Here is a 17295-nt window from a genome sequence, read left to right as displayed (position 1 = left end):
GGCGACGCTCACCATGGTAGCAATGTAGGTAGTAGGTATGTCCATCATATTTATCAACTGTTCGGCCTTCAATATCGCAGTGCCTGCAGACAGTAATAATACTTACCAATGTTAATAGTTGAATATTAACAACCTTCATTATAATTTTCTGCAGCAGCACAACATATTAATATAATGACAGGTTGGTTAATTTTAAATTTATCTCCACTCAATATATATCCCGCACGTAAATGATTTTTCATTAGACTGTACCGTTATCTCACCCCATGAAAACCCCCAAACATGACCATATGGAGGATCTTTTAATTCACCCTTATAATTACCTGGATACTTTTCCATCATCCACTCATACAATCTTTTCTCTTCAGAAATTAAAACGTTTACATTTGCTCTTTTTTCCCAATCGTTAATTTTTTTATAAAACTCACCAGTTTTACTGATTAGGAACACGCTCTTATTAACAGAAAAAATAGCGGGCCTAAATTGTACATGGAACGGTTCATTATGCCATATGACATTTTTTGCTGAAAAATAATACTCACCTACAGTTATAAGGTCATCAGAAGATTTAAAAAACGAAGAATTAATAAATTGTTCGTAAGAAGAAAGTTCTATTTTACTTCCATCCACAAGCAAAGCACCATTCTCTTCTAAAATCATTTTTTTCATATATCAATTACTTTTCCAGGTTTCAGTTTAAGCCGAGCCTCTTCCGGTATATAAAACTGTAGCCCTCCTCCTCGACCATACTGAGCATTAGCTTCAGCACGTCCTCTGGCTACATGTATATCTTCGGTAACGTAGTAAGCTCTCACCTTTGAACGCATTGTAAATGCTGGGTCTAGCATAACTTGCAAAGCTTTATGATAACCAAGTGGATCACCTTTATACTGTCTGACTGTAGGATGGCTTACTGTATAAGCAGGTAACCGGTCTCCATTAGGATGAAGAGCATAAAGAATCGTCCCTTTTTTTATAACCGTATTCTCATAAACATCGATGCCAGGATAATCTTTATTACTTGGCCCCTGCCACTTCGTCGCTTCTTTCGCAGGGTTCTTACACTTCATCAACCCCCACGGATCCACCCAACCCAGCGCATTCGGCGCATACTGGTAAAGGTTGATCCCGCCCGCCAGCCCTATCGGGTCCTGCTGAGTAAACCGTCCGCTGTCCGGATCATAATAACGAAACAGATTGTAGTGCAGTCCGGTTTCCCGGTCCAGGTACTGGCCCTGCATACGCAGGTTCTGCTGAACGACAGGCATTCGCTGGCTGGACTCGCGCAGCAGTTTGCCCCACGGGCTGTTTATCCCTTCCCAGGCTTTTTGCCCTTCACTGTCTGTCAGCAGCTCCGGCATCCCGTTGGCCGCATTATGGAACCAGTAAATCTCCGGGCTTTCCACGCCATCAATACGCGCCAGCGGTTCATAGCTCTGGCTGTCGCTGTAAAAGTAGGTCAGCTGAGTGCCGTCGTGGATCTCCTGCAGCAGGCGGTAGCCTTCCCACACAAAACGCGTCGTTACGACGTTGCCAGATGGTCTTCCCTGTAACAGCTGCTGGCTGGTTTTACTAATGCGGCGTCCCAGCGGATCGTAGCGGAAACTCACCTTAGTGCGCGGCTTGTTACGGTCCCGCGGCTCGCTGATGACGTCCATAAGGCGATGCTCACCATCGTAACGGTAGCGCCAGCGGGTCTGGCCGTCATCTTTCTCAGTGGTGCGGCCATGAATATCGTACTGCCAGCGGATACCGTTCAGTTCGGTGACGCGGTTATGCATGACGTGGGCGGCACTATGGCGATCCAGCGGATTGCCTGCGCCATCCCAGCGCCACTGTTCATTACCCGGCTGCGCACCGTCCTGAGACAACAGCCGGCCAGCGTTATCGTAGTTCCATAATGTCTGGCTGAACGGATTATCGTCACGCTCTTCACGAATCAGGTTGTTGCCGTAATCGAAGTCGCGCCGACGGGACCAGACGCGCGGTGCAGGACGCTGCGAGTCGCCTTTGAACACGTCACGGCGGCGCAGTCTGCCTAACCGGTCATATTCACTGCGCATGGTCAGGCCGCCCTGCGTCCGGCTCAGTTCCCGGTGCAGCGTGTCACGGGTAAACTCGGTGACCGGCAGGTTGTCTAATGCGATGCTCAGTAAATGGCCGCTGCCGTAGTAAAGCTGCTTGAGATTACGACCATCCGGCAGTGTTAAGGCTGTGCAGTTACCCAGCGCGTCATACTCCCACGCCAGTTCGCCCTGCTCTCCCTGTTCAGCAACGATGCGGCCCAGCGCATCATATTTAAAGGTGATCTCCTGCTCGGCCTGTTGGCTCCACTCGGTGTCAGACAGCGGCAGATGCTGCGACACATTACCCAGCTGGCCGCCACCGCTGTAGTGATAGCGCGTCTGGCCTTCCGGCGTGGTTCGCGCCAGCAGTTGTCCCGCGCGGCTCCAGTGATAACGATGGGTAATGGAGTGAGGATGCCCGGCGGCAAAGGTGCGTGATACCGTGCGGCCCGCCGCGTCATAGTCGTATCGGGTGGCAACGCCATCCAGCCCAACCTGAGCCAGCAACAGAGAGTCTGCGCCCCATTCGAACTGGTACTGCTCACCGTTCTCGTTTTGCAGCGCCGTCAACCGGCCACGGCTGTCCCAGCTTCGCTGAACCGTCTCACCCTGCGCATTGCGGTTGGCGATCAATCGCCCGACATTGTCGTAACGGAATTCACTGCGCTTGCCATCAGCCGACTCATAGGCCAGCGGCAGTCCGTTTTCACTCCAGTACAACCGCTCTTCCCATCCCTCTGCACGTTCCAGCTGAAGAGGACGGCCTGCGGCATCATAGTGATAACGGGTTTCTTCGCCATCTGGCGCGGTGACAGAGCTGAGCCAGCCCAGAGGATGATAACGGTAGCGCGTGGTCAGCCCTGAACAGTCGGTTTCACGGATAACCTGCCCGGCATCGTTAAACTCACGGCGGTAACTGTTACCTGCTGCGTCGATCTCCTCGACAACCAGCCCGGACTCATCCCGCTTATAGATCGTGCTTTGACCGAGTGCATTAACCACGCGTTCAAGACCGTGATGGGGATCGTAATAGTATTTCGTTGTGGAACCATCAGCTCCGGCAACCACCGTGGGCAGCGAACGGTGTGACAGCCATTGCACCGCCTGAACACCGCCGTCAGCATCTTTCTCTTCAACGCGGTTACCCAGATCGTCATAGGCGAAGCTCACCGCATTGCCCAGCGGATCGATGCGACGCGTCAGGAGTTCGTTTTCATCCCACTCATAGCGCCACTTCTCACCCCGCTCATCAATATAACAGGTGATGAGACCCGCGGCATTCCAGTGGTGTTCGCGCTGCTGACCGTCATAGGTCGACACACGCGTGATGCCCGCCTTAAGATCGTAATGCATGTGGCAGCCGTCACCGGTATTGGTGCGGTTCTCAACTACGCGCCAGTGATCCAGCTTCTGCCAGCGATATTCGCTTTCGAGCCCGCCGGGCAGCTGATGCCAGACCATTAACCCGTCGTCGTTGTACCGGAAACGCCGCGACACAACGCCAGCCGCATCAGTAACGCTGGCAAGCTGGCCCTGTTCAGTGTATGTCCAGCGCGTCAGAGGCCAGTGCTGATCGCCATCAAAATGGCTGGCGGATGTCGGACGCCTCGCGTGCTGCTTGTCGTCGTAATGCAGCGTAACGTTAATCGCCAGCGGCGCGTCATGGATACGCACCAGACGAGCCTGTTCATCCCAGCCCATCTCCAGCGCATTACCGTACTCGTCGCTGAGTGAAGCCAGCCGCAGCACCTGCGGATCGGCAGCCGTGCGCCGGTAAAGACGCCATACCGCACCGTCGTCATCGGCAATAGCGATATCGCCTGACTCATTGCGCCGAACCATCAGCCCTTCGCTGATGCTGTAGAGCACCTCTTTTTCACCGGGAACGTCATAGCTCAGTTCACGCCCGTTGTCATCAAACCAGGTCGCCCGATTACCTTCCAGCGTCAGATAGCTGTCAAACACTGTGGCCCAGCCCTGACCAAACAGGCCAGCGCGCTGAGTCAGGCTGTTATAGCTGCGCTGAAAACTGAGCGCGAAACGTCCAGGGAGGGAAAAATCACGCTCGGCATCATCATTAAGGACTTTAACGCCGGTCGCTGCATGAACCGGGAACAGCGACGAGAAGGCCGCGTTAATCGACATATCTGCCAGCATGCCGCCGCCCGCCATTGCCAATGCGCAGGGCATATTTTTCAGGATCTGACACGGGCGACCACGCAGGAGAGAAAGGCCGATCATCATCACGGCGAGACCCGGTACCTTGCCGCTTTTGATCTCTCTGACCGTGACGGTTTCACCACCAATAATGACATTGGGGGAAACATCGTCACTTACGGTGGCATCACAGGTGGTTTTATCCTTTGCGCGCACCGCTGGCTGGCCATTGATAAAGACGCTTTTCGACCCCTGAGCCAGATATTGCGGCGCACTGTGTTTTTCACAGGCCACTTTGTCCTGCTCCAGCGGAGAGGTGCCCGCATCGGCGGAGGCGACCGTGGGCTGCCACATTGCACTGCCAAACTGGCCGACCGCAGACAGCAGCATGCCGCCATAGTCCGCAAAGCTCTGCGGCGATTGTGGTTCCGGTGGCGGTGTCTCACCGGGCGTGAGCATCCCGGCCGCACGTGCGGCTAAAAGACCATTAACGTAGACATTCTCTGACCCACTGGCGATCACACCGGCGGGTGACGGCGGAAATATCATGTTACCCAGACCATCGGCTGCTTTGCTGATCTCCTGTGACAGACCCACCGCATTGGCCAGTACACCACCCAGAATACCGCTGAGCAGGCAACTGTTACCCACAGCGGCTACACTAGCCGCTGCTACCCCTGTACCCAACAGGGGCGCTGCCGAGACGATAGCAGCACCCACTGCGGCACCAATGACGGCATACGCCGCACCTTCTGCCACAATGCTGGTGATATCAGCAAAAATGCTGGAGTGAATGATCTCATCGCCCACGCGGGCCGCAGGATTATCCATAAGTTATGCTTTCCGTGGCGTGTTCAGAGTCAGGCTTTGTTTAAAAGCACTCCAGCGCTGTCCGTCTTCTTCATTGAATGGACGCATCGCGGAGAGCGTAAAAATCATTAAGGTGTTCGAGTCCGGCACCTGCGTAGCCAGCTGTTTCTGCCACACGGCCTGCCCGTTACGGTCAAACATAGTTTCAACTTCAATTGCGTGCAGGGTGTTATCCACACCAGCCATCACGCGTACAAACTCACTCTGCTGGATGTGACCCATCTGACTCCGCAACGTGTCCCACTGACGCTGGAATTCTTTTTCCGCATCACTGCCCTCAGAAATAACACCACGGCTTACAACCAAAGCCAGGCCACTGGCTTCGTCGCGGAGAATATTCATGGTGGTGTCCTGCCAGGCAGCAGGAAAAAGCGCAAAGGCGCCCTCATTGAATTGGTAATTCATAATAGATTTCCGTTTTATTAATGGTTTGTAGCGGGTGGAATCAGGCTATGGTATTCGCCATCAACGTTGTCGGCATTAGTGAGTAGCTGTGTATTATCTCGAGCAACTTTAATGTCGAAAAGTCGATGCGTAATATCAGGATCCCCACCGCAACTGGTGTCGTGATGATCTTCACGAACCGTGATGACAAAGAAACGTTTATCACTGCTGTCATCGAGATCGTACCGCAGGCATTTATCATCGAGGCTGGTCAGGTGCCAGGTGTGAATCGCTTCCGTTGCGGCACTGATAGCCTGGTCAGCGCTGATTTCGCTTTGCTCTGCACCCAGATCTGTTTTCAACATGATGGAGCTGACCTTCCCCTGGTCAATCTGGAACATTAACTGTTTCCCGCCCGACTGGTAGACAAGCCATTGCTGATTATCACTGTTGTCTTCTTTTCCGGGTCCATAGGCTTGCTGAACCTGTTCGGGGCTATCGCCTATCTTTATATTTCGGGTCGTCGGCACGCTGGCATTTCTCAGAAGGATCTCAGCCAGAACCGTGTGGCTGGCATCTCCAACCGCTGCCGCGCTAAATAACTCAAAGCCATCATAGGTATGCTGAAAGTAGTTGTACTGCTGGTTGTTGATGTCCACTTCTCCGGCCAGAACTGAACTGAGGGCCCTGCCCGCGCGTACGAAACTTTCGTTGCTCCAGGTGTCACCAGGAGTGAAAGCATAGTCGTTCAGCAGAACGGAAAAATCGCCTTCGTTAAGAGCAGGAACAGACGATTCCACGGTGGATTCAGCCCTGGCAATACAGGATAAAAACATGAGGACAGACACAAACATAAGACTGGCGAAAGAACGATTTATAATCATTGTTTTTATCGGGGTTAGTAATAAAAAATAAGAGAATTTTTATTTATTAAATAATGCAGCGCGATTAAACCCGCTCAATATAAATTGAAAAATCACAATTGAATTATACGTGGGGAACGAGATAAAACACCACAACATCAATTAACTTTATGATTATCCTTCGAGGCGAAGGAAAACTGTCACTTTGGAAAAAATCATCACTCCCACTTACCACTTTGCTCTACAAGTGTTTTATTGCCCTGAATTACCTTTAACGTAAGAGGATCAAAGCGCACAATATAATCAACACTGCGATTGTTAAAAGTCATCCCTTCAGCTTTACTTGAATTAACAGGCTGAATGGTTTTACCTTCAAGAGTAATTTTTTTCCCATCTTTATTCCTGAGGCCAAAATATTTAACTTTATCGCATACAATATAAAAACCTCCGCAACCATTAACTAAAGTAATGGTGAAATCAGATGTCGAAAAAACTTTTATCTTCGACTTTAAATCACTCTGATTAACTTCTTTATCGAGCGTATAAGCTTTTGGCGCATAAAACTCGCCATTCTCAGGATCTTTGATTATCTTCCATAAAATTTTATTATCTTTAATTTCTAAATTTGCTTTACCCTCCGCCCCGCCAAATGAAGAATCAAATTCAATCACAGCTTTCTTACCATTTGCAGTGCCTTTGAGATTAATGCCATTACTCTCAGGGCAATCTATTTTGTTCCCGCCTCTGGTGACATAACAATAACTACCCGTTACGTTATTATTATTCTGTTTTAATTTTAATGTTAGCGTCGAGAATAATGACCCATTATCATTTTTTTGCTGCCCACTCCACTGACCGGTAAAGTCATCAAAAGCAAACAAGGATAAAGAAGAGAATGACAACAAAACCACTATACTAAATCCAATTTTGTTCATTTGATTAATCATCACACGAAAGTCAGAGGCTTTGAGGTCAATGCTGGAATCGACCACCACTGCACAATGAGCATGTACAGATAAAACAATCCCCAGTAGCACACCTAAAAGTAAATTAAATTCATCATTAAGATATGCTATTTAAAAAAATTTATTCCAATATGATATATAAACACCATTTGTGATAGTGCACAAAGATGACGCACTATCACACAGGTTTTCATTACTCGGAAGTATTCTTCCACTTTCCATTTTCTGACAATACTATTTTATTATTAACAACAACGGTAAGATTGCTAATTACATTATTGATAATATAGGTTGCATCATGATTGCGGAATTTATAACTCAGCACCGCGCAGGATGCTTGACCACAATCACTTTTCGTGGCTTTACCTTTTAATCTGACAACTGCACCATCTGATTTTCTTACACCCTCATAACTAACGTCATTACACTCCGAACCAGCAGCACAGAGCGAAGTTATTTTGATTTTAAATTTTGCCGTCTCAAAAACTTTCCCGCCATCTTTTTGACTATCTTTTAGATTCTTATCGGGAGTGGTTGACTTATCTTTATCAAAGCGTTTTGCCCATAGTGCAATATCATCCTGCATATTATTACCTGCACGATCATTACTTACATAATGTATTTTATCATCCTCAGGCAGCATCCATGCAGCGTAGACTTTACCGTCAGGCTGTATAACAAATGCAGAAGCCTGCTCAAGATAAAGATCTTTTAACCAGCCCTCAACGAATATACCACCGTTAGCTGTTTTGTGAGGTTGACCAAAAACATCAAAATTCTGGCTGAAGTTATTGTACTCACTACCTAGCACAGACTTTAAACTGGAAACGACTTTCCGGTCATTAAAAATAGTTGAAACATTGTTCAGACTATTATATTGAGAGAAAGCCGAATGGGTATCCGATGCTGCTGCAACACCTATTGAGCTACTTGTAAAAACAACCAGAAAAAATAACTTAATAAATAAATTCATTTTATTCACCTGAAAACTTTAAAAATTCTGCAGCTTCATTGGTATAGCGCTTGGTCAAACCGGTTGAATAATGATCCCACCAGTTATAAGAAACACCATTTTTCACCGTAGTGGTTGAACCATATATAGCCTTGTCATAATTTAATCTGGCGCTTACAAGGTCATTTTGGAATTCAGAAGAACCCATTTTCTCAACATAGTCAATAGATTTTTCAGTGAGTTGTGAGGATTTGACGATGTCATCACCACTCATAGAATTGAGTATTGCCTGAGCGCCTCCCACTCCTCTCATATGAGCTAATGACATAACGGCCGCTTGTTTTCCTGGGTCACTAAAATTAAGCGCCCCGGCTTTTTGGGCCGTCTGGTTCATATATTTTGAAACCACCTCAAATTCTTCATCACTACCCTGTCCGTACTTCTTCCTGGCGGCAGCGATATCTTTATATGCAGGCCCAAATCCTTTTCTGAAACCATACATTTCCGGCACACCGCCCTGTTCACCACCCACACCCTCTGACTTCATAATTGACCGAACCACACTATCATCAAGTTTCTTCGGGTCACCTGAATTTGTATTTTGTTTTAACGGTGCAGCCGCCCCTTTCGCCGGTGCCGTCGCAGCTTTTGGCGCAGCGGGCGCGGCCTGTCCTTTCTGCTTCGGCGGGAACAGGTTCTCTACCGCCTGGCTGATGTTCTGTTTATGACTGGATCCCGGTGCGCTGGTGCCTGGCTTCGCACCATCTGTGTTCAGGTTCAGTTTGCCGCCAGAGGTGGTGATATGACCGTCGCCTTGCACGAAAATATTGAAGCCTTTACCCACAATATTAATCTGGCCATTCGCATTAAGCTCGATAGCGCTCTCTCCGCATTCAAGGCGGAGTTTAGTGCCCGAGCCCACGACATAGGTATCGACTACCGCATCAAGTTTGCCTTTACCGGTCAGCCGCTCTTCGCCCCCTTTAACACCGTGAACACGATTGGTTTCGACCCGATACAACTCATTGCCGCCCGCATAATGGCTGTGATTGTTGGCGACTGAATGGCTAGCGTCATTTTTAACATGGGTATCCATGTTCTTCTGCGCCTGAATCCACAGGTGTTCCTCACCCGCCTTATCCTCAAATCTCAGCGCGTTCGCGGTGTCCGCCGTGCCATCCTTCGACCGGCTCAGAAAACCCATCTGCGTCGCTGCCGCTGGCAGCGCCCACGGCGGCATGCTCGCCTCGTTATACACGCGGCCGATGATCAGCGGGCGATCCGGATCGCCGTTGATGAAGTCCACCACCACTTCGTCGTTGACACGCGGGATCTGCACCCCGCCGAACCCCTGACCGGCCCAGGCGCTGGAGACGCGCACCCAGCACGAACTCGTGTCGTCGCCCTTCGCCAGCCGGTCCCAGTGAAACTTCACCTTTACCCGGCCGTAGCGGTCGGTCCAGATGGACTCGCCTTTCGGCCCCACCACCTTCGCGGTCTGCGGGCCGTGCGTTTTCGGCCACGGCGTCTCCGGCGGCGTGCGGTACGTCACCGACGACGGCAGCACCGTGAAGCTGATGTTGTGCCGGCTGTCGCCGGTGTCGCCGCTGGCGTAACTGTTCTCGGCGAAGTCATAGGTGGCCGAGGTCACCAGATACTCGCCGTTGTCGCTGAAGTGCGGCGCGTTGATGATGGAGAAGGTGAAGCCCGGCGCGACGCCGGTGGCCGTGCCCGACCCGCTGACGCTGTGGTGCTCGGCCTGCCACACCTCCTGACGGATGCGCGCGTAGGACTCGCCGTGGCTGTGGTCGACAAAGTGACCCGGCCAGTCGTAGACGTCCACCGAGCCCGGCACCGGCGACGCCGGGTTCTGCCGCGCCTGCAGCATCCACGCGTTCGGCTTGCGGAAGTCGTAGTCGTCGGTGCTGTAGATGCCCGGCGTCACGCTCTCCGCCAGTGACCACTGGCTGATGCCCTCTTCCGTGACCACCCCGCCAGACTGGGTGACGTGATAAGCAATGGTCTCATAGCCCGGAAACGCCTGATGCTGGTCCGGGGCGTCGCACAGCACCAGCGTATGTTTGTCCGCCTCGTGGCGGAAGAAGTAGTAAATCCCCTCCAGCTCCATCAGGCGGCTGATAAAGTCCAGGCTGCTCTCCTGATACTGAACGCAGTACTCCCACACCCGGTAGTTGCCCGCCAGCCGCGTCTCAACGTTGACCGCGTACTCCTTCAGCAGCGTCTGCACAATCTGCGGCACCGTCTGGCTCTGGAAGATGCGCAGGTTGCGGTCGCGCCGCATCGGCCACAGGTCCGGCTCGACCGTCAGCTGGTAGACCGCGTAGCGGGTGCCGCTCAGCTCCTGGCTGCGCACCGCTATCCGGGTGATTTTGCCGTTGAGGTAGCGCGGACTCAGCGCGCTCATCAGGCCATCGGTCGGCAGCGAAAAGGTCACCGGCTTGCCCAGCAGGGCGTGACGGTCGATGCGCGCGTCGGTGGCCAGCAGTTCGGCGGTGAGCACAAACGGACGGGACAGCGTCTCGGTGCCCGTGAGCGTATGGAACAGCAGGCCGTCCGCCGGCAGCTGTGCAGTAATGCGTGAGAACATGTTTTTTTCCGTACAGACAGAACTGACGATGAAGCGGGTCAGTAAAAGTGGAAGGGAAATAATTTTTTTATTTAAAGCATCTTCTGATTAGAAGTAATGGATTTCAGGATGAAATTATTCATCAAAAATTCCGATTAAAAACGAGAAACAGTTATGAACATGGTCATCGCAATAATTTTTTAGTCAACATGTTTTTTGGATGTCAACCAGAAAACACAAGGAGAAAATTCTTTTTTTAATAATTTTAATTTATAAATAACAAACAATGCATTATTACTCAGATCAAGTTCATCGAAATGTCTTTACAGTTTAGTGAATGTGATTAGAAACCACTTCAACTTCAATCTTTTTATTTATAAAAAAAATCCCATACTTCAGATATGGGATCTTATCATCAATCTTTCTCTTCAGGTGCTAAGTGAAACAGCTTTTCGGCCAGCGCAAGAATTCTGTCTTTATCGACTATTTTATTAACCCACTCCTGAGGAATGCCTGACAGTCCATACAATGCGCCCGCTAACTGACCAGCCGTTGCTGCCACACTATCAGCGTCATCAGCAAGATTTGCCGCCAGCAAAATGGCATCTTTAAAATTGTCTGTATGCCAGACGGCCCATAATGCGGCCTCAAGGGTGTCGATAACATAGCCCGAGGAGCGAATTTGATCCCGATGCTTTTCTTTATATTCACCGGCATTAATAAGCAGGACACGTAGTGATGTGGCCATGAGATGAGGCGCAAAACTTTCGCTCTTATTGTAACCGCTTAAAAGATAATGAAGTATTACATTAAAAAAACGACAACAATTAATTGACTCTGGAGCATAATGTGTAGCTTTACTCTGCAACGCGGCATCACGCCAACCATCAACAAAAGATTTTCTTCTAAAAATAGCAGTCGGAGCATGGCGAATTAATGCAGCATTACCAGCTGTTTCAGGAGAAGTATTCCCCACCCAGGAGGGCCCGTGCTGTTCAAATTGCTCAAGTGCATAGCGCGTTGTATTACCTATATCAAAGCATACGCCATTAGAACTATTTGTCCCATTCTTATACCAGTTGAGTAGCTTTTGTCGGAACAATGTAATATCACATTTATTGCTTTCAATATAAGTTTCAGCGAGACATAGCGCCATCGAGGTGTCATCAGTCCACTCACCGGGTTTAAGTGAGAAAGGTCCCCCGCCAAGCATGTCATCAACGCGAGCTTTATCTCTTGGCATAAATTCTAGCGTTGTGCCTATAGCGTCTCCAACCGCCAACCCCATTAAAGCACCCTGACATTTATCTAATGCCTGTTCATCAGTAATTTTCTGAGGTAAAGATTTCGCCCATTCTGGCTTGAGAGCGTCCTCAGGTTTAGCGCGTAAAGGTTTTTGTTCATAAGACATTCTATTCATCAACTGCCGTGACGCCTGGGGTATTAAATGAGCGTAACGTCTGGCATAAATGAAAAGCGCATCATCATCAGCCCTAAGATCAATCATAGAACCTCCTTATAAATTTACATCCTTAAAAAAACTGAAAGAACACAACCAAGTGAAATTAAATAAACAGGAATAAATTTTATATTATCACCGCATTTTATTCACTTACGCTCTTATTATAAATAAATATATCAACACCCATTTACTTCTAGACTTTTAAATATCTCTTTTTACGCTTTCCATATTCTGTATCGGTTTGATGAGGAAGGATAACTTTTAGCCCAGTACCTATTTGAGAGGCAATATAATTTGCGTTTGAAAGATGTTTAGCAAGCTCTGGGTCAGTTGTATCAAACTCTTTGGAAGCCAGACTCCCCAGCTTTATACTATGTAGGACACTTTTATCATTCTCTTTACCCGTTAATAAATTTTTTAAGTAAACAAGTTGTTTCAGAGCAACCTGAAAAAGTGTAAAGCTAGCCTTTCCATGGCTCTTTGATTAGTGATATCAATAGCATCATTGATGTAGTCTAAAGCAGTATATTCTTCTTTCTTCATCATAAACCCAACATGCACTCTTCTTGTTTAAGAGCAAAGGCAGATCTTGAATTAAAAATCACTGGACCTACCTTATTACAAACGGAATGTATAAAGTAAGCCAAAGACAGACCTTGTATTCACCAAATAGAAAAAACTAAAACTATATCGATTCAAAATTCTCCTTGCTAATTTCATTTATTACGTACTGCCCTGTGCCTTCCCTTATTTTTTTTGAAAGATCTTTTAACATTTCAATATCGATAGAACGGATATCAATATATGGAGTTACAATGAAGAACCTTTCGACATCAACTTTGTAATCACCTTCACTAAACATAACCTTCATTACATATGAGCTATCGTTACACTCGTACAGAGTAAAATCCCAGATTTTTTTAATTAATTCTTTTTCGGCCATGATAATAATCAATGCTATTGAAATAAAAGATGTCCGCACCCGAACTGCTTGAATTACAGAAAGAAGATTAGATGGTTATTTTTTGTCCCGAAGTTTATTCTCATTTATTAATGACTAAATATTATTGAAAAAATCACTAATCAGCAGGAAAAACGACATACGAAGAATTAAGTTTTGCGTTCATTCAAAGCGATTTAGTTAATAAGTTTCTTTCCTGCCATATTGACTTGGGCCACTTCTTTAGATTGATAAGCACTATAATTTTTCCTAATATCATCAGCTAAATGATCGAGCGATTCAAAATCCCTTGCTTTTATCAAAGACTCGATATCCAGCAAAAAATCCTTACTTACATCAAAATGAGAATTTTTATAAAAATTAGGAAATAAAACGCTTATCACAAGCCCATCATTAGTTTGCAAAACTGCATAGTTACCTTTTCTTACAAAAATTAAAATTCCGTCACTCATAAACTTCTCCCGTCTTAAAATCGAACACTTCGTAATCGATGCCTTTTTGCATTCCCTTAGTAGATATGACAGCTTCCCAATCACCGTTTGGTAGTTTTCCGCCAGGAAGCCATAAAGGATCCGTATCCCTTGCACCCCACTCATTGCCACTCGGGATCTTGGGATTGTATTTTTCTCCAGGCATAAAATCAATACGCACGACATTCCCACTTTGTAACTGTTCCGCAGGAATACCTAATCTCTCTGAGATAACGTTAAAATCACCACCAGATTCAGCAATTATTTTATTCATGTTTTTTGAAGAACTTACAAATTCTGACGACCACTCATCCGGTTTTCCGATGCCATATTTCTCATAATCAAGTTTAGCAAAAATCCTTGATGCGCCTTCTGAAAACTCTTTTGTATGCGATGCAATATAATCAGATGGCAAATAAGTTTCCGGCAGCGGTTTTTCTCCCTTTGGAATAGCGATTATCTCATCAAACTTTTCTTTGCTAACAGGAACACCGTTAGTCTCACTATTTTTCAGCCCGGCACGCCAGGCATCAAATTTCATACCCCCTTTGCCACCCAATGCCCCACCGGCAAAGCTGCCTGTCAGCATAGACCATTTTTGTCCGTCTGAACCTTCTCCAAACAGTCTGCCACCGACCCAGTTGCCGGCATAACCGCCGCCCATTGCGCCTGCTAATCCTAGCAAAGCTATAGCAGGTGAAGCCAGGACTGCAACGGCAGCGGTGCCCACTCCCATCATCACCCAGTTTACCCAGCCAGGGATTTCAGGGTTGATATCGTCGGTCTGAAGTTTACCTCCGCCAATAAACACATTGGTTGAACCGCCAGATATCTCAGCGCTGCAGGTCAAACGGTCTCCGATACGGGCGGCAGGAAAGTTGTTAATAAAAACTTTGTCCGAACCTTCAGCAACCCGTTGCGATGAGCCGCTGTGCTCATCGCAGTCGCCTTTGGACAAATGTGCACGTATCGCTGCTCTGCTGTTGGTGAAAACATTCGGCGATCCGGATAACAGTCTGCCAGTGTTATGCCGCGGAGCCCATGACATGCTGCCAAGCACTTCACCCACCCCCCCGGCAGCGCAGGCACCGGCTGCTGCTGCAGATACGACAACCAGAGCCGCTCCACCGGTAACAACAACGGCTGCTGCACCTAATATCGCGCCGCCAATTAACCCGGCGATCATCCAGCCTTTAGAGGCTGTGTGGGCTATCTCGTCCTGCTCTCTGGCAGCATTGAAGTCAGCCATGATTTATACATCCTCATGTCTCTGAAGAAACGCAAGGATTTGTGATTCGCTGGCGAGATCTGCTGGTCCTTTAAATGCTTTTGCCATGCCAAGAATATCTCTTACAGATGAGTTTTTTCTGTGTGGTGATGTCCATAGTGCATAGCGCAACGGCTCTTCATTATTTAAGGCGCCGATATGTAATGGGCTTCCCGCTGAGTCAAAGAACAAATAACTGCCATTCAGAGCTCTTTTCAAATCAACATTCTGATAAAGTAATGTCACCGTTTCATGTGAGGTAAGCACTTTAGTATCGTTATCAAAAGAAAAGAAAATCCCCGACGCATCAGTTGCCACGGGTACCGGCTCATGATCAGAATCACGAGAATTAAATTTTATACTGTTAATAATCTCATGATATTGCTTACTATAATAATCATTAAAACGTCCTGGGCATGTTCCAATATAACAAACAATCTTTTTACCCCCGGCGTCATCATCAAATAAAACAATCGATTGTTTTTGCCAGATCTCAGCGCCATCATTTTCAAAATGATAAAAAAGCTCAACTGCAGGCAGATTATCTATCTCGATCAGTTGTGATGTTACGTTTACAAAAGCGGGAACAGTGACACTCATCTCATTGATAATTCTAGCGGCCACTTTTTGCACTGTATCGTCATGAAAAGCAGATGCACGAGACACTACGAACGTAAACTCACTCGCATTATTTTCGCTGAGCGTAAAAAGATTCATTGTCCTGTCTTTAAATATGTCGGGCAGTTCAATTGAAGCTTCCTGAAGAGTATAGGTGGCCATTTTTATCCTTTAGTATTTTTTGCTGATGAAGAAAAGTAGTTTTCAATTTCACTTTTTATTTTATTTTTATGTCCACTACCCGGTGCAATTATTGCAGCGCTTCCTCCTTCCGGATTTAAATGTAACTCACCACCTTTGGTATTAATCTCTCCATTACCATCAACGGTAATGTTAAAATTTTTACCAATAAAATTAATCGCACCTTCTTTAGTTAACTCAATCGCGCTGAGACCACACTCGATTCTTACGGTATCTCCGGCTGCAATTGTGTAAGAAGCAAAGGCCTGTTCAGTACGATTGCCCGTTGTCAGCGTTTTACTATTTCCCTGAGTGCCGAGAGTATGGTCGCCTTCTATCCTGGTCTCATTATTAGCACCCACTGAAACCATGCGATTGTTCAGAACACTGTGTGATTCATCATTTTTAACATGCGTATCCATGTTCTTCTGTGCCTGAATCCACAGGTGTTCCTCACCCGCCTTATCCTCAAACCTCAGCGCGTTCGCCGTATCCGCCGTGCCATCCTTCGACCGGCTTAAAAAGCCCATCTGCGTCGCTGCTGCCGGCAGCGCCCACGGCGGCATGCTCGCCTCGTTATACACCCGGCCGATGATCAGCGGACGGTCCGGATCGCCGTTGATGAAGTCCACCACCACTTCGTCGTTAACTCGCGGGATCTGCACGCCGCCGAAGCCCTGACCCGCCCATGCGCTGGAGACGCGCACCCAGCAGGAGCTGGTGTCGTCGCCCTTCGCCAGCCGGTCCCAGTGAAACTTCACCTTCACCCGGCCATAGCGGTCGGTCCAGATGGACTCGCCTTTCGGCCCGACCACCTTCGCGGTCTGCGGGCCGTGTGTTTTCGGCCACGGCGTCTCCGGCGGCGTGCGGTACGTCACCGACGACGGCAGCACCGTGAAGTGGATGTTGTGGCGGCTGTCGCCGGTATCACCGCTGGCGTAGGAGTTCTCGGCAAAGTCATAGGTCGCCGAGGTCACCAGATACTCGCCGTTGTCGCTGAAGTGCGGCGCGTTGATGATGGCGAAGGTAAAGCCCGGCGCGATACCGGTGGCCGTGCCCGACCCGCTGACGCTGTGGTGCTCGGCCTGCCACACCTCCTGGCGAATGCGCGCGTAGGACTCGCCGTGGCTGTGGTCGACAAAGTGACCCGGCCAGTCGTAGACGTCCACCGAGCCCGGCACCGGCGACGCCGGGTTCTGCCGCGCCTGCAGCATCCACGCGTTCGGCTTGCGGAAGTCGTAGTCGTCGGTGCTGTAGATGCCCGGCGTCACGCTCTCCGCCAGTGACCACTGGCTGATGCCCTCTTCCGTGACCACCCCACCAGACTGGGTGACGTGATAAGCAATGGTCTCATAGCCCGGAAACGCCTGATGCTGGTCCGGCGCGTCGCACAGCACCAGCGTATGTTTGTCCGCCTCGTGGCGGAAGAAGTAGTAAATCCCCTCCAGCTCCATCAGGCGGCTGATAAAGTCCAGGCTGCTCTCCTGATACTG

At 48.5% G+C, this 17295-nt stretch carries 14 protein-coding genes; all 14 read right to left on the bottom strand.

What is annotated here, in order from left to right; all coding sequences use genetic code 11:
* Positions 1-198: 198 nt before the first annotated feature.
* The gene (locus tag IBT54_RS17405; RefSeq protein ID WP_201252566.1) at positions 199-669 is read right to left on the bottom strand and encodes a hypothetical protein; all 471 of its coding nucleotides are present in this window, start codon (positions 667-669) and stop codon (positions 199-201) included.
* Positions 666-5054 carry an RHS repeat-associated core domain-containing protein gene (locus tag IBT54_RS17400; RefSeq protein ID WP_201252565.1) on the bottom strand — a complete coding sequence of 1463 codons (4389 nt, stop codon included), beginning with the start codon at positions 5052-5054 and terminating at the stop codon, positions 666-668. The genes IBT54_RS17405 and IBT54_RS17400 overlap by 4 nt, the downstream gene beginning before the upstream one ends.
* Positions 5055-5057: 3 nt before the next feature.
* On the bottom strand, positions 5058-5498 hold the full coding sequence (locus IBT54_RS17395) for a DcrB-related protein (RefSeq protein WP_033782841.1): 441 nt from the start codon (positions 5496-5498) through the stop codon (positions 5058-5060).
* Positions 5499-5515: 17 nt separating this feature from the next.
* Positions 5516-6361, bottom strand: coding sequence for a hypothetical protein (locus tag IBT54_RS17390; RefSeq protein ID WP_201252564.1), 846 nt, complete (start codon positions 6359-6361; stop codon positions 5516-5518).
* A gap of 197 nt (positions 6362-6558) precedes the next feature.
* A complete protein-coding gene (locus IBT54_RS25230) occupies positions 6559-7275 on the bottom strand; it encodes a hypothetical protein (RefSeq protein WP_236263466.1) in 717 nt (238 codons plus the stop codon).
* 223 nt (positions 7276-7498) lie between these two features.
* Positions 7499-8278, bottom strand: coding sequence for a hypothetical protein (locus IBT54_RS17380; RefSeq protein WP_201252563.1), 780 nt, complete (start codon positions 8276-8278; stop codon positions 7499-7501).
* Between the two features lies 1 nt (position 8279).
* Entirely contained in the window at positions 8280-10865 is a 2586-nt protein-coding gene (locus IBT54_RS17375; RefSeq protein WP_201252562.1) for a type VI secretion system Vgr family protein, read from the bottom strand.
* A gap of 394 nt (positions 10866-11259) precedes the next feature.
* Positions 11260-12351, bottom strand: coding sequence for an ADP-ribosylarginine hydrolase Tri1 (gene tri1, locus IBT54_RS17370; RefSeq protein ID WP_201252561.1), 1092 nt, complete (start codon positions 12349-12351; stop codon positions 11260-11262).
* Between the two features lie 148 nt (positions 12352-12499).
* Positions 12500-12745 (bottom strand): immunity protein Tsi6 family protein, encoded by a 246-nt coding sequence (locus IBT54_RS17365; RefSeq protein WP_236263471.1) that lies wholly within the window; start codon positions 12743-12745, stop codon positions 12500-12502.
* 246 nt (positions 12746-12991) lie between these two features.
* Positions 12992-13249 carry a hypothetical protein gene (locus IBT54_RS17360; protein ID WP_201252560.1) on the bottom strand — a complete coding sequence of 86 codons (258 nt, stop codon included), beginning with the start codon at positions 13247-13249 and terminating at the stop codon, positions 12992-12994.
* 194 nt (positions 13250-13443) lie between these two features.
* Complete coding sequence (locus tag IBT54_RS17355; protein WP_201252559.1) at positions 13444-13719, bottom strand: hypothetical protein; 276 nt, start codon at positions 13717-13719, stop codon at positions 13444-13446.
* The gene (locus tag IBT54_RS17350; protein WP_201252558.1) at positions 13712-14986 is read right to left on the bottom strand and encodes a PAAR domain-containing protein; all 1275 of its coding nucleotides are present in this window, start codon (positions 14984-14986) and stop codon (positions 13712-13714) included. The genes IBT54_RS17355 and IBT54_RS17350 overlap by 8 nt, the downstream gene beginning before the upstream one ends.
* A gap of 3 nt (positions 14987-14989) precedes the next feature.
* Positions 14990-15784, bottom strand: coding sequence for a DcrB-related protein (locus IBT54_RS17345; protein WP_201252557.1), 795 nt, complete (start codon positions 15782-15784; stop codon positions 14990-14992).
* Positions 15785-15786: 2 nt separating this feature from the next.
* Positions 15787-17295: type VI secretion system Vgr family protein (locus IBT54_RS17340; RefSeq protein WP_236263464.1), on the bottom strand; the 1509-nt coding region annotated here is incomplete at its 5' end.

The sequence above is a fragment of the Pantoea sp. S62 genome, assembly GCF_016658625.1.
Lineage (GTDB): Bacteria > Pseudomonadota > Gammaproteobacteria > Enterobacterales > Enterobacteriaceae > Pantoea > Pantoea vagans.
Note: the sequence above shows the minus strand (reverse complement) of the source record. Positions and strands in the feature narration are given on the sequence as shown.

Excerpts from the sequence above, each read along its gene's own strand:
- IBT54_RS25230 (WP_236263466.1), bottom strand. The coding sequence starts at position 7,275 with ATGAACAAAATTGGATTTAGTATAGTGGTTTTGTTGTCATTCTCTTCT.
- IBT54_RS17380 (WP_201252563.1), bottom strand. The coding sequence starts at position 8,278 with ATGAATTTATTTATTAAGTTATTTTTTCTGGTTGTTTTTACAAGTAGC.
- IBT54_RS17345 (WP_201252557.1), bottom strand. The coding sequence starts at position 15,784 with ATGGCCACCTATACTCTTCAGGAAGCTTCAATTGAACTGCCCGACATA.
- IBT54_RS17355 (WP_201252559.1), bottom strand. The coding sequence starts at position 13,719 with ATGAGTGACGGAATTTTAATTTTTGTAAGAAAAGGTAACTATGCAGTT.
- IBT54_RS17395 (WP_033782841.1), bottom strand. The coding sequence starts at position 5,498 with ATGAATTACCAATTCAATGAGGGCGCCTTTGCGCTTTTTCCTGCTGCC.
- IBT54_RS17360 (WP_201252560.1), bottom strand. The coding sequence starts at position 13,249 with ATGGCCGAAAAAGAATTAATTAAAAAAATCTGGGATTTTACTCTGTAC.
- tri1 (WP_201252561.1), bottom strand. The coding sequence starts at position 12,351 with ATGATTGATCTTAGGGCTGATGATGATGCGCTTTTCATTTATGCCAGA.
- IBT54_RS17390 (WP_201252564.1), bottom strand. The coding sequence starts at position 6,361 with ATGATTATAAATCGTTCTTTCGCCAGTCTTATGTTTGTGTCTGTCCTC.
- IBT54_RS17350 (WP_201252558.1), bottom strand. The coding sequence starts at position 14,986 with ATGGCTGACTTCAATGCTGCCAGAGAGCAGGACGAGATAGCCCACACA.
- IBT54_RS17400 (WP_201252565.1), bottom strand. The coding sequence starts at position 5,054 with ATGGATAATCCTGCGGCCCGCGTGGGCGATGAGATCATTCACTCCAGC.
- IBT54_RS17375 (WP_201252562.1), bottom strand. The coding sequence starts at position 10,865 with ATGTTCTCACGCATTACTGCACAGCTGCCGGCGGACGGCCTGCTGTTC.
- IBT54_RS17405 (WP_201252566.1), bottom strand. The coding sequence starts at position 669 with ATGAAAAAAATGATTTTAGAAGAGAATGGTGCTTTGCTTGTGGATGGA.